This window comes from Variovorax sp. MPBD4-3 (assembly GCF_058809745.1).
Map to the genome: position 1 here is coordinate 1 of NZ_JBXASW010000081.1, position 23,669 is coordinate 23,669.

Annotated in this window: 22 protein-coding genes, 1 pseudogene and 1 riboswitch; of the genes and pseudogenes, 8 read left to right on the forward strand and 15 right to left on the reverse strand. The window is 67.6% G+C overall.

Annotated features, from left to right (window positions below; genetic code table 11):
* The 10 genes and pseudogenes from AC1RVW_RS28190 to ribD all read right to left on the reverse strand — a co-directional run.
* Nucleotides 1–276, reverse strand: a pseudogene (locus tag AC1RVW_RS28190) (cell envelope integrity protein TolA); the annotation flags it as partial.
* Between the two features lie 3 nt (nucleotides 277–279).
* Nucleotides 280–717, reverse strand: a complete 438-nt coding sequence (locus AC1RVW_RS28195; RefSeq protein ID WP_081271152.1) for an ExbD/TolR family protein — start codon at nucleotides 715–717, stop codon at nucleotides 280–282.
* 15 nt (nucleotides 718–732) lie between these two features.
* Nucleotides 733–1,455: a protein TolQ gene (gene tolQ / locus AC1RVW_RS28200; RefSeq protein ID WP_081271153.1), complete on the reverse strand. Its 723-nt coding sequence runs from the start codon at nucleotides 1,453–1,455 to the stop codon at nucleotides 733–735.
* Entirely contained in the window at nucleotides 1,452–1,910 is a 459-nt protein-coding gene (locus AC1RVW_RS28205) for a YbgC/FadM family acyl-CoA thioesterase (protein ID WP_106934838.1), read from the reverse strand. Before AC1RVW_RS28205 ends, tolQ begins: the two co-directional genes overlap by 4 nt.
* Nucleotides 1,907–3,103, reverse strand: coding sequence for a pyridoxal phosphate-dependent aminotransferase (locus tag AC1RVW_RS28210; protein WP_493203918.1), 1,197 nt, complete (start codon nucleotides 3,101–3,103; stop codon nucleotides 1,907–1,909). The genes AC1RVW_RS28205 and AC1RVW_RS28210 overlap by 4 nt, the downstream gene beginning before the upstream one ends.
* Before the next feature lie 88 nt (nucleotides 3,104–3,191).
* Nucleotides 3,192–3,749, reverse strand: a complete 558-nt coding sequence (nusB, locus tag AC1RVW_RS28215; RefSeq protein WP_081271156.1) for a transcription antitermination factor NusB — start codon at nucleotides 3,747–3,749, stop codon at nucleotides 3,192–3,194.
* On the reverse strand, nucleotides 3,746–4,210 hold the full coding sequence (gene ribH, locus AC1RVW_RS28220) for a 6,7-dimethyl-8-ribityllumazine synthase (protein ID WP_081271157.1): 465 nt from the start codon (nucleotides 4,208–4,210) through the stop codon (nucleotides 3,746–3,748). The genes nusB and ribH overlap by 4 nt, the downstream gene beginning before the upstream one ends.
* Nucleotides 4,211–4,217: 7 nt before the next feature.
* A complete protein-coding gene (ribBA, locus tag AC1RVW_RS28225; protein WP_081271158.1) occupies nucleotides 4,218–5,372 on the reverse strand; it encodes a bifunctional 3,4-dihydroxy-2-butanone-4-phosphate synthase/GTP cyclohydrolase II in 1,155 nt (384 codons plus the stop codon).
* A complete protein-coding gene (locus tag AC1RVW_RS28230) occupies nucleotides 5,369–6,034 on the reverse strand; it encodes a riboflavin synthase (RefSeq protein WP_493203921.1) in 666 nt (221 codons plus the stop codon). Before AC1RVW_RS28230 ends, ribBA begins: the two co-directional genes overlap by 4 nt.
* A gap of 131 nt (nucleotides 6,035–6,165) precedes the next feature.
* Nucleotides 6,166–7,287: a bifunctional diaminohydroxyphosphoribosylaminopyrimidine deaminase/5-amino-6-(5-phosphoribosylamino)uracil reductase RibD gene (gene ribD, locus AC1RVW_RS28235; RefSeq protein WP_493203923.1), complete on the reverse strand. Its 1,122-nt coding sequence runs from the start codon at nucleotides 7,285–7,287 to the stop codon at nucleotides 6,166–6,168.
* A gap of 195 nt (nucleotides 7,288–7,482) precedes the next feature.
* Between ribD and AC1RVW_RS28240 the strand changes: the two genes are divergently transcribed.
* From AC1RVW_RS28240 to AC1RVW_RS28265, 6 genes are read left to right on the forward strand one after another with little or no spacing between them, the layout of a single operon-like run.
* Nucleotides 7,483–8,010: a GspH/FimT family pseudopilin gene (locus tag AC1RVW_RS28240; RefSeq protein ID WP_106937478.1), complete on the forward strand. Its 528-nt coding sequence runs from the start codon at nucleotides 7,483–7,485 to the stop codon at nucleotides 8,008–8,010.
* Nucleotides 8,004–8,555, forward strand: a complete 552-nt coding sequence (pilV, locus tag AC1RVW_RS28245) for a type IV pilus modification protein PilV (RefSeq protein WP_493203925.1) — start codon at nucleotides 8,004–8,006, stop codon at nucleotides 8,553–8,555. Before AC1RVW_RS28240 ends, pilV begins: the two co-directional genes overlap by 7 nt.
* The gene (locus AC1RVW_RS28250) at nucleotides 8,552–9,376 is read left to right on the forward strand and encodes a PilW family protein (RefSeq protein WP_493203927.1); all 825 of its coding nucleotides are present in this window, start codon (nucleotides 8,552–8,554) and stop codon (nucleotides 9,374–9,376) included. Before pilV ends, AC1RVW_RS28250 begins: the two co-directional genes overlap by 4 nt.
* A complete protein-coding gene (locus AC1RVW_RS28255; protein ID WP_106934832.1) occupies nucleotides 9,373–10,059 on the forward strand; it encodes a PilX N-terminal domain-containing pilus assembly protein in 687 nt (228 codons plus the stop codon). The genes AC1RVW_RS28250 and AC1RVW_RS28255 overlap by 4 nt, the downstream gene beginning before the upstream one ends.
* 38 nt (nucleotides 10,060–10,097) lie before the next feature.
* Complete coding sequence (locus AC1RVW_RS28260) at nucleotides 10,098–12,236, forward strand: pilus assembly protein (RefSeq protein ID WP_493203930.1); 2,139 nt, start codon at nucleotides 10,098–10,100, stop codon at nucleotides 12,234–12,236.
* 20 nt (nucleotides 12,237–12,256) lie between these two features.
* The gene (locus AC1RVW_RS28265; RefSeq protein ID WP_493203932.1) at nucleotides 12,257–12,718 is read left to right on the forward strand and encodes a type IV pilin protein; all 462 of its coding nucleotides are present in this window, start codon (nucleotides 12,257–12,259) and stop codon (nucleotides 12,716–12,718) included.
* A 38-nt stretch (nucleotides 12,719–12,756) separates the two neighbouring features.
* On the opposite strand, the gene nrdR is transcribed toward AC1RVW_RS28265, so the two are convergent.
* The 4 genes from nrdR to AC1RVW_RS28285 all read right to left on the reverse strand — a co-directional run bounded on the left by nrdR (nucleotide 12,757) and on the right by AC1RVW_RS28285 (nucleotide 16,270).
* Nucleotides 12,757–13,200: a transcriptional regulator NrdR gene (nrdR, locus tag AC1RVW_RS28270; RefSeq protein WP_106934830.1), complete on the reverse strand. Its 444-nt coding sequence runs from the start codon at nucleotides 13,198–13,200 to the stop codon at nucleotides 12,757–12,759.
* Nucleotides 13,201–13,218: 18 nt separating this feature from the next.
* Nucleotides 13,219–14,463 (reverse strand): serine hydroxymethyltransferase, encoded by a 1,245-nt coding sequence (glyA, locus tag AC1RVW_RS28275; RefSeq protein ID WP_081271167.1) that lies wholly within the window; start codon nucleotides 14,461–14,463, stop codon nucleotides 13,219–13,221.
* A 41-nt stretch (nucleotides 14,464–14,504) separates the two neighbouring features.
* Nucleotides 14,505–14,630: riboswitch (ZMP/ZTP riboswitch) on the reverse strand.
* 30 nt (nucleotides 14,631–14,660) lie between these two features.
* A complete protein-coding gene (locus AC1RVW_RS28280) occupies nucleotides 14,661–15,512 on the reverse strand; it encodes a lytic transglycosylase domain-containing protein (protein ID WP_081271168.1) in 852 nt (283 codons plus the stop codon).
* A gap of 506 nt (nucleotides 15,513–16,018) precedes the next feature.
* A complete protein-coding gene (locus tag AC1RVW_RS28285; protein WP_172839962.1) occupies nucleotides 16,019–16,270 on the reverse strand; it encodes a hypothetical protein in 252 nt (83 codons plus the stop codon).
* Here AC1RVW_RS28285 and AC1RVW_RS28290 point away from each other — a divergent pair.
* Together AC1RVW_RS28290 and AC1RVW_RS28295 are read left to right on the forward strand one after the other, a co-directional pair.
* Nucleotides 16,188–20,012, forward strand: coding sequence for a DUF748 domain-containing protein (locus tag AC1RVW_RS28290; RefSeq protein WP_493203935.1), 3,825 nt, complete (start codon nucleotides 16,188–16,190; stop codon nucleotides 20,010–20,012). The two genes, AC1RVW_RS28285 and AC1RVW_RS28290, sit on opposite strands and share 83 nt — an antisense overlap.
* A 201-nt stretch (nucleotides 20,013–20,213) precedes the next feature.
* Complete coding sequence (locus AC1RVW_RS28295) at nucleotides 20,214–23,045, forward strand: DUF349 domain-containing protein (RefSeq protein ID WP_493203937.1); 2,832 nt, start codon at nucleotides 20,214–20,216, stop codon at nucleotides 23,043–23,045.
* Between the two features lie 81 nt (nucleotides 23,046–23,126).
* Here AC1RVW_RS28295 and AC1RVW_RS28300 read toward each other — a convergent pair.
* Nucleotides 23,127–23,669, reverse strand: a 543-nt coding sequence (locus AC1RVW_RS28300; RefSeq protein WP_493203939.1) for a hypothetical protein, incomplete at its 5' end; no start/stop codon positions are given.

The following is a 23,669-nucleotide window of genomic DNA, read 5'->3' on the forward strand; positions in this document are numbered from 1 at the left end:
CCGGGGGGGGGGGGGAGGCGGCGCCGGTGCGGGCGGCGGCGGCGCGGGAACGGGGGCCGGCGCCTGCGGTGCCTGCAGGCGGGGCGCCGCCTGCTGCACCGTGGACGACCACAGCTCCGCGTCGACGGCGCCTTCGTCGGCCTCGCTCTTCCAGCGCACGCCCCAGGTGAGCGCGGCAATCAGCAGGCCGTGCGCGATGAGGGCCAGCACGACGGCGCGCGGCGTGCCGCGCTGCGGCGGCGGCGCGAACTCGGGGCGATCCAGTGCGAGCGACATGCCTTATTTGCCGCCCGTGGTGGTGACCGACAGGCCCACGCGCTCGACGCCGCTGCGCTTGAGCTGGTTCATGGCTTTCACCACGGTCTCGTATTTCACCGACTTGTCGGCGCTGATGACCACCGGGCGGTCGTTGTCGCCGCCCTGGGCCTGCTTGGCCGCGGTGCCGATCTGCGTCATGGGGATCGACGTGCCGCCGGTCCCGGTGGACGGGTCCTTCTTGATCTGAACTTCGTCGTCGCTTTTGATGACGATCTCGATGGGCTTGTCGGGCTGCTTGTTGGCGCGGTCGACCGTGGGCAGGTTGATCACGCTCGGCGTGATGAGCGGCGCGGTGACCATGAAGATGATCAGCAGCACCAGCATCACGTCGATGAACGGGACCATGTTGATCTCGTTGATCGTGCGGCGTCCTCGGCCCCGGGATGAAACGGCGGGCATGCGTCGCGCCTCCGCTCAGCGGTTGGCCGGAGCCACCGACGATGCAGCGCCGCCGGCGGCCGGGTTGGCCGACAGGTTGCGCTGCAGGATGTTGGAGAACTCCTCGATGTAGGTTTCGAGGGCGATGGCGATCTTGTCGATCTCGCGGGCGAAGCGGTTGTAGCCCACCACGGCCGGGATGGCGGCGAACAGGCCGATGGCGGTGGCCACCAGCGCTTCGGCGATGCCGGGGGCCACAGTGGCCAGCGTCACTTGGGTGAGGGCGGCCAGGCCGGTGAACGCATGCATGATCCCCCAGACCGTGCCGAACAGGCCGACGTAGGGAGAGACCGAACCCACGGTGGCCAGGAACGAGAGGTTCTGCTCGGCCGCGTCCAGTTCGCGCTGGAAGCTCGCGCGCATTGCGCGGCGGGCGCCGTCGAGCAGGGTGGCGGGGTCGCTCACGTGGCGCTCGCGCAGCTTCTGGTACTCGCGCATGCCCGAGGCGAAGATGCGCTCCATGGGGCCGGCGAACTTGGCGTTCTGCGCGGCGGAGGCGAAAAGCTCGTTGAGGCTGGTGCCCGACCAGAACTCGCGCTCGAAGTCGTCGTTGAGCGCACGCATGCGGCGCAGCGCAAAGTACTTGCGGATGATCGCGGCCCAGCTGGCGATCGAGACGATCACCAGCAGCAGCACGACCAGTTGAACCACGAAGCTCGCATGGAGCAGGAGATTGATGATTGAAAGATCTTGGTTCATGGCTTGATAGGTTGAGTCATGGAGCCGCTGTAGCGCTCGAGGGTTCCCGTGACTTGTTTCGGTATGCGCGCTGGACGCAAGGTGGCTGCGTCCACCCAGCCGATGCGGATCGTGCCTTCGCACAGCAAGACGGGTGCCGCGGCACCTGTACGCTCTTGCTCTGTTTTTGATAGCACGCGCTGACCGATTATCAACGACGCAGTGCCGAGTTGTTGAAGATCGGCTGTAACCAGGAGTTCGTCGTCGAGCCGGGACGGGCGATGATATTTGAGCTGCGTTTCGCTCACCACGAACTGGCCGCCGGTTTCCTCGCGCAGCTTGCGCTGCTCGACGCCCAGCGAGCGCAGCCACTCGGTGCGGCCGCGCTCCATGAACTTCAGGTAGTTGGCATAGAAGACGATGCCGCCGGCGTCGGTGTCCTCCCAGTAGACGCGGATCGCGAACGCGTAGCTCATGAGGCCGCGGTCTCGGCCATGAGCCGCAGGCGCTCGATGGATTCCTGCAGGTGCGCCATCGAGCTGGCGGTGGAAAAGCGGATGAACTTGCCGGTCTCGGCCGTGCCGAAGTCGCGGCCCGGCGTCACGGCCACGTGCGCGCGCTTCATGGTTTCGAAGGCGAAGTCCCAGCTGCCCGAAATGCCCAGCTTCTCGGCGAAGCCGGTGCAGTCGGCCCAGGCGTAGAAGGCGCCGTCGGGCATCACGGGCACGTTCAGGCCCAGGGCGTTCAGTTGCGGAATGAACCAGTCGCGGCGGGCCTTGAATTCGGCGCGGCGGCGTTCGTACTCGGCGATGCTCGCGTCCTCGAAGCAGGCGAGCGCGGCGTACTGCGACACCGTGCTCGCGCAGATGAAGAGGTTCTGCGCCAAGCGCTCGACCACCGGCACCAGCACTTCGGGCACCACCAGCCAGCCCAGGCGCCAGCCGGTCATGTTGAAGTACTTGCTGAAGCTGTTGATGCTGATGACGTTGTCGTCGATGGCCAGCGCCGTCTGGCCGAAGGCGTCGTCATAAGACAGGCCGAGGTAGATCTCGTCGATCAGCGTGATGCCGCCGCGCGTCGACACCACTTCGTGGATGCGGCGCAGTTCGTCGGGCGAAATCGAGGTGCCGGTCGGGTTGGACGGCGAGGCCAGCAGCACGCCGCGCGTCTTGTCGGTCCAGGCGGCCTCGACCTTGGCGGCGGTGAGCTGGAAGCGCTCCTCGGCCGTGGTCGGCACCAGCACGGCCTTGCCGTCCGCGGCGCTCACGAAGTGGCGGTTGCACGGGTAGCTCGGGTCGGGCATCAGGATTTCGTCGCCCGACTCGATCAGCGCCAGGCAGGCCAGCTGCAGCGCTGCCGACGCGCCGGCGGTGACGACGATGCGCCTGGCCGGCACGTCGACGTTGAAGCGCTGGCGATACCAGGCGCTGATGCGTTCGCACAGATGGTCCAGCCCGGTGGCCTGCGTGTACTGCGTGGCGCCGGCGCGCACCGCGCGGGCGGCGGCTTCCTGCACCAGCGGCGGGGCGGTGAAATCGGGTTCGCCGATGTTCAGGAAGATCATCGGCCGGTCGGTGTGGGCGACTTCGCGCGCCAACGCGCCGGCGGCCTTGGCCACTTCCATCACATAGAAGGGCTCGATGCGCTGCGCGCGCGTAGAAATTCTCATCGCACCCCCAGGCTGCGGCGTTGCACGCCTTCGCCTACCCCCTCGCAAGCGAGGGGGCGAGTGCCTTCGGGCGGCCGGGCGGCACTCCTCATGCCTTGGCTTTCCCTGAAGCGCGATCGGCTTCCACCTCAAGTGGGCGCAACTGCGGTGCCAGGCCATTCAACACCGCGTTCACGTACTTGTGCCCGTCGGTGCCGCCGAATTCCTTGGCCAGCTCGATGCACTCGTTGAGCACCACGCGCCACGGCACGTCGAGGCAGTTCTGGAACTCGTACACGCCGATCCACATCACCGCGTGTTCGATGGGCGAGATTTCCTCGAACTTGCGGTCCAGCAGCGGGCGGATCAGCGCGTCGAGTTGCTCGGCGCCTTCGATCGAGCCGTGCAGCAGCGCGTCGTAGTGCAGGGCGTCGGCCTTGTGGAAGCCGGCGAGGTCGCGCGTGAAGTGGTCGATGTCGGTCGGGTCGTTGCGGCCCACCAGGTGCTGGTAGAGCGCCTGCAGCGCGAACTCGCGTGCGCGGCTGCGGTTCGACTTGGCCGAAGCCTTGCGCGCGCCGGTGCTCGTGAGGCCGACGCGCGACTGGCGCGGCTTGGCGCCATCGGCGGGCTTCGCGGGCTTGAGGGGCTTGGAGGTGTCTTCGGTCATGAAAGGGTGGCCAGCAGTTGCGCCATCTCGACCGCCACGCGGGCCGCGTCGCGGCCCTTGTCGGTCTGCCGGGCAACGGCTTGCTCGAGGTTTTCGGTGGTGAGGATCGCGTTGGCGATGGGAAGTCGGTAGTCGAGCGCGACGCGGCTCACGCTGGCGCCCGATTCGTTGGCCACCAGTTCGAAGTGGTAGGTCTCGCCGCGGATGATGCAGCCCAGCGCCACCAGCGCGTGGTAGCCGCCGCGCTCGGCGAGCGCCTGCAGCGCCACCGGCACTTCGAGCGCGCCGGGCACCTGCAGGTGGTGGATGTCGTTGGCGGCCACGCCCAGCGCCTCGAGTTCCGAAAGGCAGGCCGAGGCCAGCGCGTCGGTGATGTCGGCGTTGAAGCGCGCCTGCACGATGCCGATGCGCAGGCCTTTTCCGTTGAGTGGCGTGTTCTCGCCTTTATTTGCGCCTTGCATGGTCTGGTCAGTCTTTCGTGAGGTAGCCGGCAATCTCGAGGCCGTAGCCCGCCGCCATGCTCGGCATGCGACGCGGCGTGCCCAGCAGGTTCATCTTGTGCACGCCGCATTCGCGCAGGATCTGCGCGCCGATGCCGTAGCTGCGCAGGTCCATGCGGCCGCGCTCGGGGGCTTGCGCGGGGCGCGCGGTGCCGTCGAACTGGGCCAGCAGCTCGCCGGCGGTTTCGCCGCAGTTCAGCAGCACGGCCACGCCCTTGCCCTCGTTCGCGATGTGCGAGAGGCTGGCGTCGAGGCTCCACGAGTGCAGCGAGCGGTTGATTTCGAGCGCGTCGAGCACCGACAGCGGCTCGTGCACGCGCACCGACACCGTGTCTTCGGGAGCCCACTTGCCGCGCACCAGCGCCAGATGCACGCCGCGGCTGGGCTTGTCGATGAAGGCGTGGGCGGTGAAGGCGCCCCAGTTGGTCTGGATCTCGCGGCAGCCTACCTTCTCGACCAGCGATTCGACGCGGCTGCGATGCTCGATCAGCGCGGCGATGGTGCCGATCTTCATGTTGTGCTCGGCCGCGAAGATCTGCAGGTCGGGCAGGCGGGCCATGGTGCCGTCCTCGTTCATCACCTCGCAGATCACCGAGGCGGGCGAGCAGCCGGCCATGGCGGCCAGGTCGCAGCCGGCTTCGGTGTGGCCGGCGCGCATGAGCACGCCGCCGTCCACCGCCTGCAGCGGGAAGATGTGGCCGGGCTGCACCAGGTCGGCGGCCACGGCGTTGGGCGCCACGGCGGCCTGCACGGTGCGCGCGCGGTCGGCGGCCGAGATGCCGGTGGTCACGCCTTCGGCGGCCTCGATGGACACGGTGAACGCGGTCGAATGCTTGGCGCCGTTGCGCTGGACCATCGGCGGCAGCTGCAGCCGTTCGCACATCTCGCGCGAGAGCGTCAGGCAGATCAGGCCGCGCGCATGGCGGGCCATGAAGTTGATGGCTTCGGGCGTGATGTGGTCGGCGGCGATGACGATGTCGCCTTCGTTCTCGCGGTCTTCCTCGTCCACCAGGATCACCATGCGGCCGGCGGCGAGGTCGGCCACGATGTCCTCTACCGGCGAGATCGGGGCTGGGGCGCGCGCGGCGCGGGGGGCGCCGATCGGCGTGACGGAGGCGTTCATTCGGCTGTGTCCTTGGAATACGTGGAAGACGGGGGCACCAGCACGCCGGCCTGGAGCATGCGCTCCACGTAGCGCGCCACGGTATCGATTTCTAGGTTGACCTTCGAGCCGGCCTTCAGGCCGCCGAGGGAGGTGTTGTCGACGGTGTGCGGGATCAGGTTGATGCTGACCTCGGCGCCGCCTTCGATGTCGGCCACCTTGTTGACGGTGAGGCTCACGCCGTTGATGGTGATCGAGCCCTTGTAGGCCAGGAAGCGGGCCAGCGCCTGCGGCGCGACCACGCGCAGCTCCCAGCTTTCGCCGAACGGCTCGAAGAAGCTCACGCTGCCGATGCCGTCCACGTGGCCCGACACGATGTGGCCGCCGAGGCGGTCGCTGGCGCGCAGGGCCTTCTCAAGATTGATGCGGCTGCCTTCGTCGGTCAGGCCGGCCGTCTTGTCGAGCGACTCGGCCGAAATGTCGATGGTGAACTGCCGTTTTTCGGGGACGAGGGTGGTGACGGTCATGCAGGCGCCGTTGAGCGCGATGCTGTCGCCCAGCCCGACGTCGTCGAGGTAGCCGTCGGGCGCCTCGATGCTGAGTCTTTTGCCGTAGGAGGAGGAGGTGCCGAGGTCGTGGATGGCGGCGATGCGCCCCACGCCGGTGATGATTCCGGTGAACATCCCGGCATTTTCGCAGACATCGTGAGCCCCCCGGCTCTTCATGGCGCTTTGCGCCATGTAATTCGCCCCCCCGAGGGGGAGGCGCGGTCCGCCTTGGGGCGGCCCGGCGGCGGCCGCTCGTGCGCCGGAGGCTAGAAGGCGTCCCTTCCGGCGATCCGGGCCACGACGCGCAGATCGGGCCCGAGCATGTCGACGGACTTGAATTCGAGGGGCAGGGCGCCCGCCAGCGAGGTCAGCGGACCGTCCGAATGCAGGTGGCTCGCGATGTCCAGGCCGCTGCCGATCAGCTTGGGCGCCAGGTAGACCAGCAATTCGTCGACACAGCCTTCGCGCAGCAGCGAGCCGTTGAGCTTGTGGCCCGATTCGACGTGCAGTTCGTTCACGCCGCGCGCCGCCAGGTCTTTCAGCATGGCGCCCAGGTCGACCTTGCCATTGGCATCGGGCAGGCAGGTGACGGTGGCGCCCCTTGCCTCCAGCGCCCTGGCTTTCTCGTCGTCGCGGCTGGCCGCGTAGATCCAGACGGTGCGGCCTTCGATGAATATGTTTGCGTCGGGCGGCGTCTGCAGCCGGCTGTCCACCACGACCAGATGCGGCTGGCGCGGGGTCCGGACCAGGCGCACGTCCAGGCGCGGGTTGTCCTCGAGCACGGTTCCGACGCCGGTCAGCACCGCGCTGGCGCGGGCCCGCCAGGCGTGGCCGTCGGCGCGGGCGGCTTCCGAGGTGATCCACTGGCTCACGCCGTTCTCGAGACCGGTCTTGCCGTCGAGCGACGCGGCGACTTTCATCCTTACCCACGGGGTCTTGCGGACCATGCGGCTCAGGAAGCCGATGTTGAGTTCCCTGGCCTCCTGCGCCCCCGGCCCGATTTCGACCTCGACGCCCGCGGCGCGCAGCCGCTCGAAGCCCTGTCCGGCGACCAGCGGGTTGGGGTCGGTGAGGGACGCGACGACGCGGCTTACGCCCGCCGCGATCAGCGCGTCGCAGCAAGGGCCGGTGCGGCCATGGTGGGCGCAGGGCTCCAGCGTGACCCAGGCAGTCGCGCCAACGACCGAATTGCCCCGCGCCGCAGCATCGCGCAACGCCATGACTTCGGCATGCGGGCCGCCGACCTGCTGGGTGTGGCCCTGGCCGATCACGTCGCCGTTCGCGGCGACCAGCACGCAGCCGACGCGGGGATTGGGATCGGTCTCGGGGCCGGCCTGGCGCGCGAGATTCAGCGCCTGAATCATGAAATTCGCGGTTTGATTTGTCATTTCTTTTAACTTGAATTGCCTGAGTATTGAATTTTCAAGGCAATTGAAAACGGGAAGCCATTTGTCCATTTTTCTTGACCGTCCGTCATCGAATTGGCGCGTCGGCAGGAATTGAAAAATAGAATTTTCCGAATATCGAAGAGTCAGGGAGCTATCCGCCGGAGCACTGGAATGCGACGCGGCGGAACGTACAACATGAACAACGGATTTTGCGCGTCCTCGCGGGCGCATGCGCGCCATAGCGGTAGGCGACGGGGCTTCACCCTCGTCGAAATGATGGTTGCAATTGCTTTGGTGATCATCTTGCTGGCAGTGGCGCTGCCAAGTTTCGTCAGCCTGGTTGAAAAGTATCGCGTCGAGGGCATGGCCTCGGCCCTGACGGCGAGCGTGGGCCACGCGCGCTTCGAGGCGGCCCGGCGCGGAAAGACCGTGACTATCCGGGCGCGTCCAGGGTGCGTCGACAAAGGCTGGAGTTGTGGCTGGGACACCCTGGTCGGAAGCGGCGACGCCGTGGAAACCCTCAGGCGCCAGGAGCCCGATGCGCGGGTCGAGGTGAGGAAAACCGCGCCCGGCGTCATGTCGTTCGACGCCATGGGCGACTCCGACGGCGGTGACAGCTTCCGCCTCTACCCGACAGGAAAGGCCGGATCGTCCCGCGCCGTGATGTTGTGCGTTTCGCGTGCCGGACGCCTTCGAGTGGCCAAGGGGCGCGACAAGTGCTGAGCGCTCCGACTCGCAAGCCGCATGGGCAGGGCTTGAGGCAGGCGGGCTTTTCGATGATCGAGGTCATGGTGGCCGTTGTCGTGCTTTCGTTCGGCCTGCTCGTGCTGGCCGGCTTCCAGTTGCGCGTGCTTTCCGAAAGCGCGGGCGCCAGCAACCGGAGCATCGTGGTGCGATTGGCAGGCGACATCGCCGACCGGATACGTGCCAACCGCTTTCCAGGCGCTGTAGCGGACAGCCCCTACGTGACCGACTGGTCGCCAGCGGACCCAACGGGCCCGGAGCCTTCATGCGTCGGGGCCGGCGCCCATTGCAGCGCCACCCAGCTCGCGGTCGACGATCTGTGGCGCTGGAAGCGCGCGGCGGCGGACGCGCTACCGGGTGGACTGGCCGACATACAGAGCAAGGCGACGGCCGGCGGTTTGCTGTTCGTGCATATTGCCTGGGACGAGCCTGCCGTCGCCAACCCGATCGCGCCGGACCCGGAGTGGAACTGTCCGGAGCGCAAGGCCTGTATCGAACTCGTCGTAGCGGCGCCGCAGCCATGAACGGCAAGGCGTTCTTCCCTTGCGCGCGGCATGCCGGTTTCACGCTGGTCGAGTTTCTCGTCGCACTGGTCATCGGCTCGGTGGTGGTGCTGGCCGCCGTTGCGAGCATGCTCGGCACCCGCACCGCAGCCATGGCGGGTGACGACGTGCATGTGCTCAACCAGTCGTCTGCGTTGGCGTTCAGGATGTTGGGCCAGCAGATACGGCAGGCCGGCTACACGCCTTTCGACGCCACGCAGCCGCTGTATTACTTCAACGTCAACCCGGACAAGGACACCCTTCTCAAGAACGAACCGGCGTTCTTCGCCATCAAGGGAGAGGAGTCGAAGAGCGGTTCGGGGAACGACACGCTGAAGGTCGGCTACGCGCCGAGCCCCGACTACTTCAAGGACTGCCTGGGTCAGCGCGCCAAGAGCGCGGCGGGCGTCACCTACGACGCGGCCCATCCCGCCGACCCGGAAAACGTGCGGTTGATCACCAGCGAGTTCGCGGTCGAGAATGGGACGCTGAGATGTCGGGGCAGCGGCAATGCCGCACCGCAGCCGCTCATCGACGGCGTGGAGCGCTTCGATGTGATGTACGGCGTGAGCGCCGGCGCGGGAAACGAAGCAGTGGTGCGCTACGTGACGGCAGCCGGCGTCGAGAATTTCAACCGGGTCCGCACGGTACGGGTCTGCCTGCAACTTGCGGGCAACTCGAGTAGCAATCCGGGCGGTGACTACACCGACTGCGACGGCGCGGCGAAAACCACCCGTGACGGCAAGCTGCGACGCGTCTACACGGCTGTCTTCGCACTGCGCAACAACCTGGAGGCGCCATGAGGCACCTCGTCGACCGCCGCACGCCTGCGGCGCAGCACGGGTTTTCGCTCTTCATCGTGCTGACCATGCTGCTGCTCTCGGCCCTGCTGGCGCTGGCCGGTGCGCGGACCGCCCTGTTGCTCGAGTCGGTGGCGGGCAACCAGCGCGAGCATCAGCGGGCCTTCGAGGCTGCCGAGGCGGCGCTGCTCGACGCCGAGCGAGACATCCGGCAGCTGGCCTATGCCGACTCGACCGAGACCTACGTTGCCTGCGCCGGACTCCCGAAGTCGCCCTGCCGCAGGGCCGAAGACGGCCGCGTCTTTCCCGACCGCGACACCGGTTGGGTGACCGTCTACATGAACGACGGCGCCAACAGCTGCGAGCAAGGTATCTGCTACTTCGCCGCGCCCGATTCGGTCGCGGCGGCGTCCGGGAGCGAGGCCTACCGGTTCTGGAGCCGCAATCCGTATGCGAGCGAGCACGCGTCATATGGGCAATTCACCGGGGCACCCCACGCCGGCAATCCGGCGCTGCGCAATGCGAAGTACTGGATCGAGGTCATCGACCGCAAGAACGGCAAATATCCCTTGTATCGGATCACTGCGGTCGCCACGGGCACTCGCAGCGCGAGCACTGCGGGCGGCACGCAGGTCGAATTGCAGATGGCCTTCGATCCTGATCCGGTCGCCGCCAGGATGAATTGAACAGCGTGGCAGGGCGAAGCATGAAGATCAAATGTTTCTTGAGGGCTGCCGCAGTGTCCGGCCTGATGCTGGCGCAGGGCGTCGGCTACGCAGCGCAGTACCCGCTGGCACCGGCGCCGAGGCTAAGCTGCAGCGTAAGCTACCCCGGCTCGGTGGATCGCCCGATCACGGCTGTTTCTATTTCGGCCAGCGCCTCCAGGGTTTCGACCGGCACGGCGGTCTACAGGGCGGGCTACGACATGGCCAACTGGTCGGGCACGCTCACCGCTACCAGGTTCGGCGCCGACGGCCGGCTGGCGAGCGTGGCCCAATGGTCCGCACGCGACCTGCTCGACACCCGCATGGCGGCGGCGGGCGCGCACGGCAGCAACCGCAAGGTGCTCAGCTTCTCGGGCACCGCTGCTGCAACGGCGACCAGCCCTGCGACAAGGGGCACCGGAATTCCGTTCCGCTGGGCCAACCTGAGCGATGCGCAAAAAGCCGCGCTCAAGGGAACCACCAGCACCGATGACAAAGACACCGCGCTCGGGCGGGCCGTGCTCGACTTCCTGCGCGGAGACCGCAGCAACGAGGGCGCTGGCCTGCAACTGCGCAAACGCGGGCATGTGCTTGGCGACATCGTGGGCTCCGGCGTCTGGTACGCGGGAAAGCCCAACAGCGGCTTCACCAGCGATGCCTATGCCAAATTTGCCTCGATCGCCCGCACGCCGATGGTCTACGTGGGCGCCAATGACGGCATGCTGCACGCCTTCGACGCGGGCACTGGACAGGAAGCGTTTGCCTACGTGCCCGAAGGCCTCTACGTCACGGCGGCCGCGCCCGGGCTCAAGCGGCTCAGCGAAGGCAGCGACGCCCACAGGTACTACGTCGACGGCAGCCCTTTCGTGGCAGACATCTACATGGGAGCGACGGCCACAGCCTCGATCACCGACGCCCAGAAGGCGGCTGCGTGGAAGTCTTTCCTCGTGGGCACGCTGGGAGCGGGCGGCAAGGGCTACTTCGTGCTCGACGTCACCAAGCCGCAAGACATCGACGAGTCCAGGGCAGCCCACACGGCGTTGATCGACACGACCGCGCTTTCCGACGACGACCTGGGCCATCAGTTCCAGCAACCCGCGCTCGACTCCTTCTCGAGGCGCGCACTGCAGCTGGCCCCGCTGAACAACGGCCGCAAGGCCGTGATCCTGGGCAACGGCTACAACAGCACGAGCGAGAAGGCGATGCTGTGGATCCAGTATCTCGACGGCGACCAATCGATCCTCAAGATCCCGGCGCCCGTCACGCAGGGCGCGGGCACCGGCAACGGACTGTCGGCTCCGCGGGTGATCGACCGTGACGGCGACGGCAAGGTCGACCTCGCCTATGCGGGCGACCTGCTGGGCAACATGTGGCGCTTCGACCTGGGCGACCGCGACAGCAGCAAGTGGAAAGCGACCCTGGGCTCCGCAGCCACTGCCTCGAGCCTCGACAACGTGCCGCTGTTCGCGGCTGGCGCCGCGCAGCCGATCACCGCGGCGCCGGTGGTCGCCGGCCATCCGCGCGGCGGCTACATGGTGGTGTTCGGCACGGGAAGGCTGTTCGCCGTCGGTGACGACAGCAATACCGCCAACCAGTATCTCTACGGCATCCGGGACGGGGCCAGCGGCACGACAAGCACGGCCGTGCTGACCGATCTGGTGGCGCAGACCGTCGGCGGCGCCACTGTCGAGACGGACGGTGGCGAGTTCCGCACCGTCTCGAACAACAGCGTGAACTACGGCGGCTCCCGTGCCAAGCGTGGCTGGTACTTTCAGCTGCCGGCCGCCAAGGAGCGCATCGTCTATCCGGGCGATGCGTTGAACAGCAGCGCCGGCCTGTTCTCGAGCACCGTTCCGGGGTCGGGCAGCAATGCGCTCGATTGCACCGCGGGCACCAACGGCGACGGATGGTCGATGGTGGTCGACTTCTTCGACGGCTCCGCACCCGACGGCATTGCCTATGGCACGGCCACCACCACCACGACCAGCTATCTCGGTTTCCGCAACAGCTCGGGCAAGGACGACATCGTCTTCGAGCCGCAGGGCCGGGAGAAGGGCAAGGACGTGATCTGCAATGCCGCCGGCGAGTGCAAGGCACCGATACGGCCTGACATCGTGCGCCGCTTCGGCTGGCGCAATCTGATGTCGCCGTCGAACTGACTGCGCAGCCGAGGCGAACCATGAACAGATATTCCAAGCCGCCGCGCCGCAAGCAGATCCGCTCGCGCGGCTTCACGCTGATCGAACTTTTGATCGTGACGGCGGTGATCGGCATCCTCGCCGCCATTGCCTACCCCAGCTACACGCGCTACGTGCTGCGGGCCAAGCGCGCCGATGCCAAGCAACAGCTGTTGCAGGCGGCACAGTGGACCGAGCGCTACATGACCGCCAATGGACGCTACCCCCCGCCGACCGTCGCGCTGCCGGCAGGACTGGGGCAGTCGCCGTCGTCCGGCACGGCGAACTATGCCATCAGCTTTGTCTCAAGAAACGAAACCAGCTACACCTTGCAAGCCGTCCCTGTGAGGGCTTCGCGCAACGACGAGTGCGGAACGCTCACGGTCAACCAGCAGGGCGTCAAGCTGGCCGGCAATAGCACCGACGCATCGAGTGCGCTGGTGCAGCTTTGCTGGAACCGTTGAGGTGCCTGTGAGAGTGCGGGGGCGGTTGCCGACGCGGCTCAGATGTCGCGCAGCAACTGCCTGAATTCGTCCACGTCCTCGAAGCTGCGGTACACCGATGCAAAGCGCACGTAGGCGACCTTGTCGAGCTTCTTGAGTTCGCGCATCACGAGCTCGCCCACCTTGGTCGAGTCGATTTCGCGCAGGCCGCTGGCCAGCAGCTTCTGTTCGATGCGAAGCAGGGCGTTGTCGATCTGCTCGATGCTCACCGGGCGCTTGCGCAGCGCCAGCATCATCGAGGCGCGCACCTTCGACGAATCGAAGTCGGCGCGGCTGCCGTCCTTCTTGACGACGACCGGGAAGTTGACGTCGGGCCGCTCGTAGGTGGTGAAGCGCTTGTCGCAAGCGCTGCACTGGCGGCGCCTGCGGACGAAGTCGGCGTCTTCCGAAACGCGGGTCTCGACGACCTGCGTTTCAAGATGACCGCAAAAAGGGCATTTCATGCGGTCAGGATTTCCGGCTCAGCGGTAGACAGGGAAACGGCTCGTCAGCGCATGCACCTTGGCGCGCACGGCGTCGATGTTCGCCGCGTCGCGCGGGTTCTCGAGCACGTCGGCGACCAGGTTCGCGGTGATGCGGGCCTCTTCGTCCTTGAAGCCGCGGGTGGTCATGGCGGGGGTGCCGATGCGCACGCCGCTGGTGACCATCGGCTTTTCCGGGTCGTTGGGGATCGCGTTCTTGTTGATCGTCATGTGGGCGCTGCCCAGCACGGCTTCGGCTTCCTTGCCGGTGATGCCCTTGGCGCGCAGGTCGACCAGCATCACGTGGCTTTCGGTGCGGCCGCTCACGATGCGCAGGCCGCGCTCGGTGAGGGTGTCGGCCACGATCTGTGCGTTCTTGACCACCTGTTGCTGGTAGGCCTTGAACTCGGGCGACATGGCTTCCTTGAACGCGACGGCCTTGGCGGCGATCACGTGCATCAGCGGGCCGCCTTGCAGGCCGGGGAAGATCGCGCTGTTGATGGCTTTCTCGTGCTGCGACTTCATCAGGATGATGCCGCCGCGCGGGCCGCGCAGGCTCTTGTGGGTGGTCGAGGTGACGATGTCGGCGTGCGGCACCGGGTTGGGGTACACGCCCGCGGCCACGAGGCCGGCGTAGTGGGCGATGTCGACCATGAAGATCGCGCCGACGTCCTTGGCCACCTTGGCGAAGCGTTCGAAGTCGATGCGCAGCGAGTAGGCCGAAGCGCCCGCGATGATCAGCTTGGGCATGTGCTCGTGCGCCTTGCGTTCCATCGCGTCGTAGTCGATGGCTTCGTTGGCGTCGAGGCCGTAGCTCACCACGTTGAACCACTTGCCGCTCATGTTCAGCGGCATGCCGTGGGTCAGGTGGCCGCCTTCGGCCAGGCTCATGCCCATGATGGTGTCGCCGGGCTTCAGGAAGGCGAGCATCACGGCTTCGTTGGCAGAAGCGCCGCAATGCGGCTGCACGTTGGCGGCGTCGGCGCCGAAGATCTGCTTGACGCGGTCGATGGCCAGCTGCTCGGCCACGTCAACGTGCTCGCAGCCGCCGTAGTAGCGCTTGCCCGGGTAGCCTTCGGCGTACTTGTTGGTGAGCTGCGAGCCCTGGGCGGCCATGACGGCCGGCGAGGCGTAGTTCTCGCTGGCGATCAGCTCGATGTGGTGTTCCTGGCGCGCGTTTTCGGCTTGAATGGCGGCCCAGATTTCGGGATCGGTCTGTTCGACCAGGATGTTGCGTTGGTACATGGCAGTCCTTTGAAGACGAGGTCCTTGTTCTTCAACCAAACAAGGGCTGCCCAGGCGAACGGCTGAACGCCTGTTGTGGTCAGGCGGTACGCTTCCCAGTGGTATTCCACGTCAGCGCGGGGCACCTTTTTCGGGTGCTGCGCCTATCGCCAGTCGCGTACGAGGCCGAGTGTAGCTCACACCCGGCCAGGACAGCTTCAGGAAACGCCGGAAAGCAGGGCGACCTTGGCGGGTTCGGAGCCTTCGTCGGCCTTGACCGGCGCGGGTGCCGGCGTCACGACCGGAATCGGCTGCGCGCGCACGGTCGTGCGGGGCGGCAGCACCGACGGCGCGCGGCCGCTGGCAACCTGCAGCAGGCGCTCGTGCTCGGCCATCACCTTGCCGGCGTAGCCGCCGTCGTCTTCGAGGTTGGCCGCGCCCACGTAGTAGCGCAGGCCGCCTTCGAGCGATCCGGCGCGGGCGATGCATTCCTGCAGCACCTTGACCCCGACGCGCATGTTGGTCACGGGGTCGAAGGCGGTGAGCGTGCCACCCGCGCTTTCATACTTGTCGCCATGCACGCGGGTCATGACCTGCATCAGGCCCTGGGCGCCGACGTGGCTCTGGGCAAAGGGGTTGAAACTGGATTCCACGGCCATGATCGCCAGGATCAACGTCGGGTCGAGCTTGGTGCGCTTGCCGATGTTGTAGGCCTCGGCGACGAGCACGCTCAGCGGCTCGGGCGCCACGCTGTACTTCTTGCTCAGCCAGTAAGCCACGGCGGCCTGCTGCTTGGGCAGGTCGCTGGGGCTCGCGGCGGTGGTGCGCTCGATGGCGGTCGGCTCGAGGTCGGTGGCTTCAGGCGCGGGCTTGCGCGACTGCAGCCAGCCCATCAGTTGCTCCTCGCCGGTCTTGCGCAGGTCGGGCCGCGCCACGAGGGCGAGGGCCGCGAACACGATGGCCAGGCCGACCAGTGCAAACCCGTTGTGGGTGATTTCAAAAAAGCCGTCTGCCACATCGGACACGAAGGTCCTTAGCCCGCGGGCTGTGGCATCGAACGCCTTGTTCATCGCTCTTCCTTTCTGTGCGGCACCTGATACGCAAAGCCGGTGAGGGCGATGGATGAAGGCAGCGGCGCTTGGATTGGTACGAATCAGGCTCCGCGCATGGAGTGGAGGTGGGTTGGGAGCGCGGCGACCTGATCAAGCCGGTTGGGATTCGGCAGCGGATTCAGTGAGGCCCCTCTGCGTCAGGCAGTCAGGGCAGGCCGGATTCTAGCGTGGGTTAATACCTGGTCAAGCATAAGGAATTGCATCTTTATGCTAATAGTTGTTTAAAAAGTTCATGGTTTCGAGGTGTTTTGTCTTAGGTGAAATCCCTTTGTAAATTGCATTTGCAAAGCAAGGGTGCGGCGCCTAATCTGAACGGGCCTGAGGTTTTCAGGCATTTTTCCGAGGTCAGGCAGCCTGAGGTGTAAGTCGAGGGCTCGAACGACCGAGGATCCACGGTGGCAATCTCTTGCTGCCAGCACGGCGGGAACCATTGACTTCCGGTCGCGCGAAACGATGGCATGGGTCTAGCGCCCGCCATCAAGCCCGGTGGCAAGACGTTCGTCGAGCCATCGGGCTTTCTTTTTCTGCGCACTGCGCAGCAGCTTCTGCGGTGTTTGCGGTATTTCTTCCGAAGCGCGGCTGCGGTTGCTGCGCTCATGGGGAGTTGAAGCGTCTTTGCGGCACACTCCGGCGATGGACGTAGCTTCGATCAAACAGAACAAATGGGTGCGGCGTGGGATCGTCGCGTTGCTGTCGTTGTTGGCCTTCTGGGTCATCGCCTGGCTGGCGGTGCCGCCGATCGCCAAGAGCCAGCTCCAGAAGATCGCGAGCGAGAAGCTCGGCCGGCAAGTGACCGTCGGCAAGGTCGACTTCAAGCCCTGGACGCTGGAGCTCACGTTGAACGATCTGCGCATAGCCACCGCCGATGGCAGCAGGTCGCAGTTGGCCGTCCAGCGCATCTATGCCGATGCCGAGCTTCAATCGATCTTCCGCCTCGCACCGGTGATCGATGCCCTGTCCATCGACGCGCCGGCCGTCCTGCTCACGCACCAGGCCGACGGCAAGTACGACATCGACGACATCCTTGCCAGGCTGTCGGCCGGCCCGCCCGCCGACCCGAAGGCCAAGCCCGCGCGCTTCGCGGTCTACAACATAGCGATCAATGGCGGCTCGGTCGACTTCGACGACCAGACCGTCAAGCGCAAGCATGAGCTGCGCGACTTCGTGCTCAAGGTGCCTTTCCTGAGCAACCTCGATTCGAAGCGCGACATCAATACAGAGCCCAAGCTGGCGTTCGTGCTCAACGGCAGCAAGTTCGACTCCGCCGCGCTCACCACCCCCTTCGCCGACAGCCGCAAGACGGACGCGCACGTGCAGTTCAAGGGGCTCGACCTGGTGCCGTATCTCGGCTACATCCCGGGCGGACTGCCGGTGCGCCTGCAGGCGGGCAGCCTCGACGCCGACCTGAAGATCGGCTTCGAGCACGGCGCCACCAACGGACTGAAGATCACCGGCACCGTCGAGGCGCACACCACCAAGGTGGCCGACGCTCGCGGGCGGGACCTGTTGGCCTTCGAGTCGCTCAAGCTCGCGCTGGACGACGTGCGGCCGCTCGAGTCGGTGTTCCACCTGAGCGAGATCGCGCTGGTCAATCCGCAGCTGGCGGTGGCGCGCGACGCCGCCGGCCAGCTCAACCTGCTGGCCACCGACCCCGCCACCGGCGCGACCGAAAAGGCCGCGCCCCTTCCGGCGGCGCCCGCGAACCCGCCAGCCGGCCAGCCGGCCGAGAAGCCGGTGCTGAAGGTGCAGGTCGACAAGTTCGCGCTGAGCGGCGGCCGTATCGGCTGGCGCGACGAAACAGTCAAACCCGCCGCGGCCATCGACGTGACCGAACTCGGATTCGATGTCACCGGCGTCACCTGGCCCATGGACAAGCCGGCCCAGTTCAACGGCAGCACCGCCATTGCCGGCGCCTCGCTCAAGTTCAAGGGCAGCGCCACCGACAAGGTGGCCAACGTGGAAACCGAGGTCGATGCGCTGCCGCTGTCGCTGGCCGCGCCTTATCTTGCGCAGAGCCTGGAGCCCACGCTCGACGGCAAGCTCAGCGGCCAGATCGACATCGCCTGGGCCCAGCCCAACCTCAAGTTCAAGGCCCGCCGCCTGGCCGCGGACGGGCTCGCGCTGACGCAGGCCAAGACCGCGCTGGCCAGCGTCGGGCGCTTCGAGCTGGTCGACGCCGAGGCCGACATGACGAACCACACGCTGAACGTGGCTTCGTTCACCGCCACCAACCCCAAGGTGCGCATCGAGCGCGACAACGAGAAGCGCTGGATGTTCGAGCGCTGGCTCAAGACGCCGGCCGGCGACGGCGCCAAGGAAGCCGAAGCCAAGGTGGCGGCGCCGAAGCCCGCCGCCGCCGAGGCGCCGCAGCCCGGCGCCAACACCAAGCCCTGGGCGCTGACCATCGGCAAGCTGGCCGTCGACAACGGGGCGCTCTCTTATTCAGACAAGGCTTCCGCGACCCCGGTGACGATCGAAGTCACCGCGTTCAGGCTGCTCGCCCAGAAGCTCGCCCCCGAAACGAACGCCACTTCGCCGCTGGAAGTGTCGGGCCGCATCGGCTCCGGGCGCTCCGAGCCGGGGCGCTTCGACTACAAGGGCAGCGTCGTGCTCAAGCCGCTGGCGGCCGAGGGGCGGCTCGAGGTGGCGTCGTTCCCGGCGCATGCCTTCAAGGCGTACTACGCCGACGCGCTCAACGTCGACATCCGCCGCGCCTTCGCGAGCTATCGCGGCACGGTGCGCTACGCGGCCACGCCTGCCGGCATGAGCATCAAGCTGGCCGGCGATACCGCGCTCGACGACTTCCGGGCCAACAGCATTTCTCTCACGCAGTCGCCGGGCTTCGACCGCAACAACAACCAGTTGCTGAGCTGGAAGACGCTGAGCCTGCGCGGCCTGCAGATCAGCATGGCGCCAAACACTGCCCCGGCGGTCGATGTGCGCGAGACCACGCTGACGGACTTCTTCGCCCGCGTGATCGTCGACCCGACCGGCCGGCTGAACCTGCTGAGCCTTACCAAGAAGGGCGAGGCGGAAGCCAACGCCGCGGCCGCCGCGGCCGGCGAGGCCAGCACCCGCAAGGGGCCGGGCGGAACGACCACCACCACAACGGCGGCCCGGGCGGCGGCGCAGAAGCCCGCAGGTCGCTCGGTATCGGCTGAGGAAATGGTCGGCGGCGCGCCCGAACCCGCCAAGCCGGCGGCAATCGCCGCGGCGCCGGCAGCGTCGGCAGCGGCCGATACGGGCCTGGCGCCGGTCATCAACTTCGGCCCGATGAGCCTGGTGAACGGCAAGATCGACTTCACTGACCTGTTCGTCAAGCCCAATTACTCGGCCGACCTCAGCGAGCTGACCGGCAAGCTCAGTTCGTTCTCGTCCAATCCGCCGAAGGGCGAGGGCGGACGGCCCGCGCTGGCCGACCTCGAACTGCGCGGCAAGGCGCAGCAGACCGCGGCACTGGAAATCACCGGCAAGCTCAATCCGCTGGTCAAGCCGCTCGAACTCGACATCACCGCCAAGATGCGCGACCTCGACCTCGCGCCGCTGTCGCCGTACTCGGTGCGCTACGCCGGCCACGGCATCGAGCGCGGCAAGATGAGCATGGACGTCAACTACAAGGTGGCGGCCGACGGCCAGCTCACGGCCACCAACAAGCTGGTGCTCAACCAGCTGCAGTTCGGCGACGAAGTGGCGGGCGCACCCGCCAGCCTGCCCGTGAAGCTGGCGGTGGCCCTGCTGGCCGACCGCAACGGCGTGATCGACGTCGACCTGCCGCTGAGCGGCTCGCTCAACGACCCGCAGTTCAGCGTCGGCCCGCTGATCTGGAAGGCGGTGGTCAACCTGATCGTCAAGGCCGTGACCGCGCCGTTCAGCCTGCTGACCGGTGGCCTGGGCGGCGGCAGCGGCGAGTCGAGCGCCATCACCTTCGATGCCGGCAGCTCGGAGCTGAGCGCCGCCGCCAAGGAAAGCTTGGACAAGGTCGCGAAGGCTCTGACCGACCGGCCCACGCTGCAGATGACGGTCGCGGGCACCGCCAGCCTCGAAAAGGAGCGCGACGCCTACCAGCGCCAGCGCGTGCGCCAGCTGACCCTGGCGGAGAAGCGCCGCGTCGCGGTGCGCGGCGGGCAGGCCGGCACCGACGTTCCGCCCGTCACCGATGCCGAGTACCCCGAGCTGCTGACTGCCGTCTACAAGCGCGCGGACATCACGAAGCCGCGCAATCTCGTCGGCCTTGCCAAGGACCTGCCGCTCAAGGACATGGAAAACCTGCTGTTCGCGAGCGTGCCGGTCGACGAGGAGTCGATGCGGCAGCTGGCGGTCGAGCGCGGCGCGGCCGTGCGCGACTACCTGCTTGCGAAGAGCGTGCCGAGCGAGCGCCTGTTCCTGGGCGCGGTGCGCACCACCGCCAGCGGCGCCGACTGGAAGCCGGGCGCCGAGCTCAGCCTCACCATGAAGTGACGCGGCGCAACCGCTTCGGGACTTGGTTTTTCTCTACGGCTTGCTATATATGTAGTCCGTCAATCTCCCAGCCAGCAACCCCGGGCTCGCCACGTTTCCAGGACGGAATTCGGCGGCCGGCCGCAAGTGGGTGAAAATGTCGATGTGCGCCGGCCTTTGCCGGCGCCTTCGCTTTCTCTACTAAGACAACGATTTCGCGCAGTGACCTCTACTTCTTCCAAGCCACACGACATTCAGGCCCTCGACACGCTGACCGGCGGCGCCTTCACCGCGCCGACTTCCGGCGAGCGCGCCGCGCGCATCCGCGACTGGCTCGCTGGCAACCCCGCGCCCGAGCAGATGCAGGAAGTCTTCAAGGAGCTGAGCGGACGTGACAAGGGCGCCGCACGCCTGCTGCGCGAAAAACTCGACGAACTCAAGCGCGCCAAGGGCCAGGAGGCCATCGCCGCCGAATGGGCGCAGAAGGCCGAGGCGCTGCTTGCACAGTCCAAGCTCAACATCGCGGACGCGCTGGCGTGGCAGCGTGACGCCGCCAAGGCTGGCGCACCGCTGTCGCGCGAGCCGCTGGCCGGCCTGAAGCTCAAGCTGGCGGAGCGCGTCAAGGGCATCGAAGACCTGCAGCACCGCGCGCAGGTCCACCGCGAAGCCGCCGTGCTGCTGGCCCAGCGCTTCGAAGTGCTGTCGACCAAGGGCTGGCAGGACGCCCAGGCCGCCGAGGAATCGCTGCGCGCCGACGTGGCCCACTGGCAGCAGCAGGCGACCGAAATCACCGGCGACGCCAACTGGACCAGCCTGGACGCCAAGTTCGCGCCGCAGCTCGAGTCGTCGAAGTCGCAGCTGCTGGTGGTGTCCGATTCCTTCCATAGCGCCTTGGCCCTGGCCATTGCCGCCTCTGCCGACGCAGCGGCGCCGCTGCCGCCGGTGCCCGTGTGGGCCGACGAACTGCGCGCCGCGCGCGGTGAAGTCCTGGCTCCCAAGGTGGCCGCTCCCGCACGCCCTGCCGCGCCCAAGGTCGATCCGGCCGTGCGCGCCGCCGCCCAAGACGCGGTGCAGGCCGCGCTCGCCAAGCTCGAGCAGGAAACCGCCGAAGGCCACGGCAAGGCCAGCGCCGGCGCCGCAGCCGCGCTGCGCGCCGTGCTCAAGGAACACGGCAAGCTGGTCGAGGCGCCGCTCGAAGCCCGCGTGCATGCCGCGCTCGTGGCCGCCGGCGAACTCGAAGGCTGGCAGCGCTGGAGCGCCGACAAGGTCCGCGAAGACCTCGTCGCCAAGGCCGAAGGCCTGCTCAAGCGTCCCGAAGGCCAGGCCCTCGGCGGCCGCAAGATGCAGGAAACGCTGCGCGCCCTGCGCGATCAGTGGAAGCAGGCCGACCAGGGCGGCGTGCCGAACCACGCGCTGTGGAAGCGCTTCGACGAAGCCTGCAACGAGGCCCACAAGGTGGTCGAGGCCTGGCTGGAGAAGGTTCGCGCCGACGCGGCCGAGCACCGCGCCCATCGCGTGGCGCTGATCGAAGAGGTCAAGGCCTGGGCGGCGGAACACGCCGGCGCCACCGATCTGAAGGCCCACAACCGGGCGCTGCACCAGTTCGCCGACCGCTGGCGCGATGCCGGCCATGTGGGCGAGAAGGTGTTCGCCGAGCTGCAGCCGCAGTGGAACGAAGCCTTCGGTGCCGCCCGCGCACCGTTCGAAACTGCGCAGAAGGCGAGTGTCGAGCGCCGCCAGGCCATGATCGCCGAGGCGACCGAGCTCGGCGCCCAGCCGATGCTGCGCATCGACGCCGTCAAGGCGCTGCAGCAGCGCTGGCAGGCCGAGGCGCAGAGCGTGCCGCTCGACCGCCGCCACGAACAGAAGCTGTGGGACGCTTTCCGCGCACCCATCGACGAGGCTTTCAACCGCAAGACGGCCGAGCGCGAAAAGGCGTCGGCCGCCATGAGCGAGCACGACCGCCATGTGCTCGACGCCTCGAAGGCGCTCGATGCCGCCAACGCCGGCGGCGACGTGCAGAAGATCCGCGCCGCCATCGCCCGCCTGGAAGCGGCGCTGCGTGGCGAAGCCCCGCCGCCGGCTCCGAAGGCCGAGCAGGCAGCCGCCGCGAGCGACGGCCCGTCGGTCGGCGCGACCGAGGTCGTGGCTCCGGGCCAGGCCGCCGCCGAATTCGGCGAGAGCGCCGAACAGGCACCCAGCCCGAGCGACGCGGAAGCCTCGCCCGGCACGCACACCGAGGCGCCTGCCGCTTCGGCCGATCTGGTGGCGCCCGCCGATGGCGCCGATGCATCGGCACGCACCGACGCCGCTGCGCAAGCCCCTGCCGCCGCGCCGAAGCCCGCTCCCAAGCCGGTGGTGGCCATGCGCGGCGATGACCGTCCGAGCAGCAAGAAGGCCGAGGCGGCACCCGCCGCTCGCGGTGCCGGCGGCCGCTTCGGCGACCGGCGCGACGCCGGCCGGCCGGGTGCGGGCGGCCCGGGTCGCCCCGGTGGCGACCGCGGCGCGCCGCGTTCCGGTGACCGCGGTGATCGCGGCGCCCCCGGCGGCCGCTTCGGCGACCGTCCGCCGCGTGAAGATCGCGGCCCGCGCCTCGGCGACGCGGCCTTCCGCGCCCAGCGCGAAGCGCTCGAGCGCGCCGACATGGCGCTGCGCAAGCTTGCCGCCCAGGCGCACGGCGAAGCCCTGACGCAGGTGCTCGGCGCCTGGGAGCAGCGCGATGCGGCGCGTCTGCCTAGCGTCCAGGAACTGGGCCGCGCGGTGACGCCGGCGGTGCGCACCGGCTGGTCGCAGGCCATCGGCTCCGCGCCGACCGCTGCCGCCAGCGATGCCGCCGAAGCGCTGCTGCGCCTCGAAATGGCAGCCGAAGTGCCGACGCCCGCCGAGCAGCTCGACGCACGCCGTGCGCTGCAGCTCAAGCTGCTGACGAAGCGCGGCGATCCGGCGCCGGCCCAGACCTGGGGCCAGGATGCCGGCAAGGTGCTGGCCGCCGCGCACGACGCCGCGAGCGCACGCCGCCTGCAGAATGCGCTGAAGGCACTGCTGCGCAAGTAAGGCCGGCCTTTTCTTTCGGCCATGAAAAAAGACGCCCTCGGGCGTCTTTTTTCATGGGCTGCAAGCCAGACAGGGGGAAGGTCAGACCTTCTCGCCGATCACGGGCGTCTGCACCGCCGCCGCCTGTTCGGCCGCATGGCCGCTGGCGATGCGGCGCCGGAGGAACAGTCCGCCAATGCCCAGCAGCAGGGCAACGGCGCCGACGATCAGCGTGCCCTTGTCGGTGGCGCTGGATGCGGCTGCCTTGTCCTTGTTTTCCATGATCTTCTGCACATCTGCCAGCGACACCACGGGCTGGCCCTTGAGCTTGACTTCGTAGACGAGGTTGTTGTCCGAGGGATCGACGCGTACGTCGACTGCTTCGTCGATCAGCGGCTCGAGCTTGCTGCGGCCGACCGCGTAGTCCACGCGCCACTTCTCGGTGCTGCCATCGGACAGCTTGGCATCGAGCACGAAGTAATGGCGCGTGGTGCTGCCGCCGCGCCGGCGCTTGGTGGTTTCGGTGATTTCGCTACCGCTGACGATGGTGCCGCTCCTGGCCACCAGGTCTTCGACCGCGGTGCCGTGCGTGTCAGCGTTGCGGCTGCGCTCGATCAAGTTGCCGCGCTCGTCCCACTTGTAGTG

Coding starts and splice junctions, on each gene's coding strand:
- AC1RVW_RS28195 (WP_081271152.1), bottom strand. CDS start 717: ATGCCCGCCGTTTCATCCCGGGGCCGAGGACGCCGCACGATCAACGAG.
- tolQ (WP_081271153.1), bottom strand. CDS start 1,455: ATGAACCAAGATCTTTCAATCATCAATCTCCTGCTCCATGCGAGCTTC.
- AC1RVW_RS28205 (WP_106934838.1), bottom strand. CDS start 1,910: ATGAGCTACGCGTTCGCGATCCGCGTCTACTGGGAGGACACCGACGCC.
- AC1RVW_RS28210 (WP_493203918.1), bottom strand. CDS start 3,103: ATGAGAATTTCTACGCGCGCGCAGCGCATCGAGCCCTTCTATGTGATG.
- nusB (WP_081271156.1), bottom strand. CDS start 3,749: ATGACCGAAGACACCTCCAAGCCCCTCAAGCCCGCGAAGCCCGCCGAT.
- ribH (WP_081271157.1), bottom strand. CDS start 4,210: ATGCAAGGCGCAAATAAAGGCGAGAACACGCCACTCAACGGAAAAGGC.
- ribBA (WP_081271158.1), bottom strand. CDS start 5,372: ATGAACGCCTCCGTCACGCCGATCGGCGCCCCCCGCGCCGCGCGCGCC.
- AC1RVW_RS28230 (WP_493203921.1), bottom strand. CDS start 6,034: ATGTTCACCGGAATCATCACCGGCGTGGGGCGCATCGCCGCCATCCAC.
- ribD (WP_493203923.1), bottom strand. CDS start 7,287: ATGACAAATCAAACCGCGAATTTCATGATTCAGGCGCTGAATCTCGCG.
- AC1RVW_RS28240 (WP_106937478.1), top strand. CDS start 7,483: ATGAACAACGGATTTTGCGCGTCCTCGCGGGCGCATGCGCGCCATAGC.
- AC1RVW_RS28250 (WP_493203927.1), top strand. CDS start 8,552: ATGAACGGCAAGGCGTTCTTCCCTTGCGCGCGGCATGCCGGTTTCACG.
- AC1RVW_RS28255 (WP_106934832.1), top strand. CDS start 9,373: ATGAGGCACCTCGTCGACCGCCGCACGCCTGCGGCGCAGCACGGGTTT.
- AC1RVW_RS28265 (WP_493203932.1), top strand. CDS start 12,257: ATGAACAGATATTCCAAGCCGCCGCGCCGCAAGCAGATCCGCTCGCGC.
- nrdR (WP_106934830.1), bottom strand. CDS start 13,200: ATGAAATGCCCTTTTTGCGGTCATCTTGAAACGCAGGTCGTCGAGACC.
- glyA (WP_081271167.1), bottom strand. CDS start 14,463: ATGTACCAACGCAACATCCTGGTCGAACAGACCGATCCCGAAATCTGG.
- AC1RVW_RS28280 (WP_081271168.1), bottom strand. CDS start 15,512: ATGAACAAGGCGTTCGATGCCACAGCCCGCGGGCTAAGGACCTTCGTG.
- AC1RVW_RS28290 (WP_493203935.1), top strand. CDS start 16,188: ATGGACGTAGCTTCGATCAAACAGAACAAATGGGTGCGGCGTGGGATC.
- AC1RVW_RS28285 (WP_172839962.1), bottom strand. CDS start 16,270: ATGACCCAGAAGGCCAACAACGACAGCAACGCGACGATCCCACGCCGC.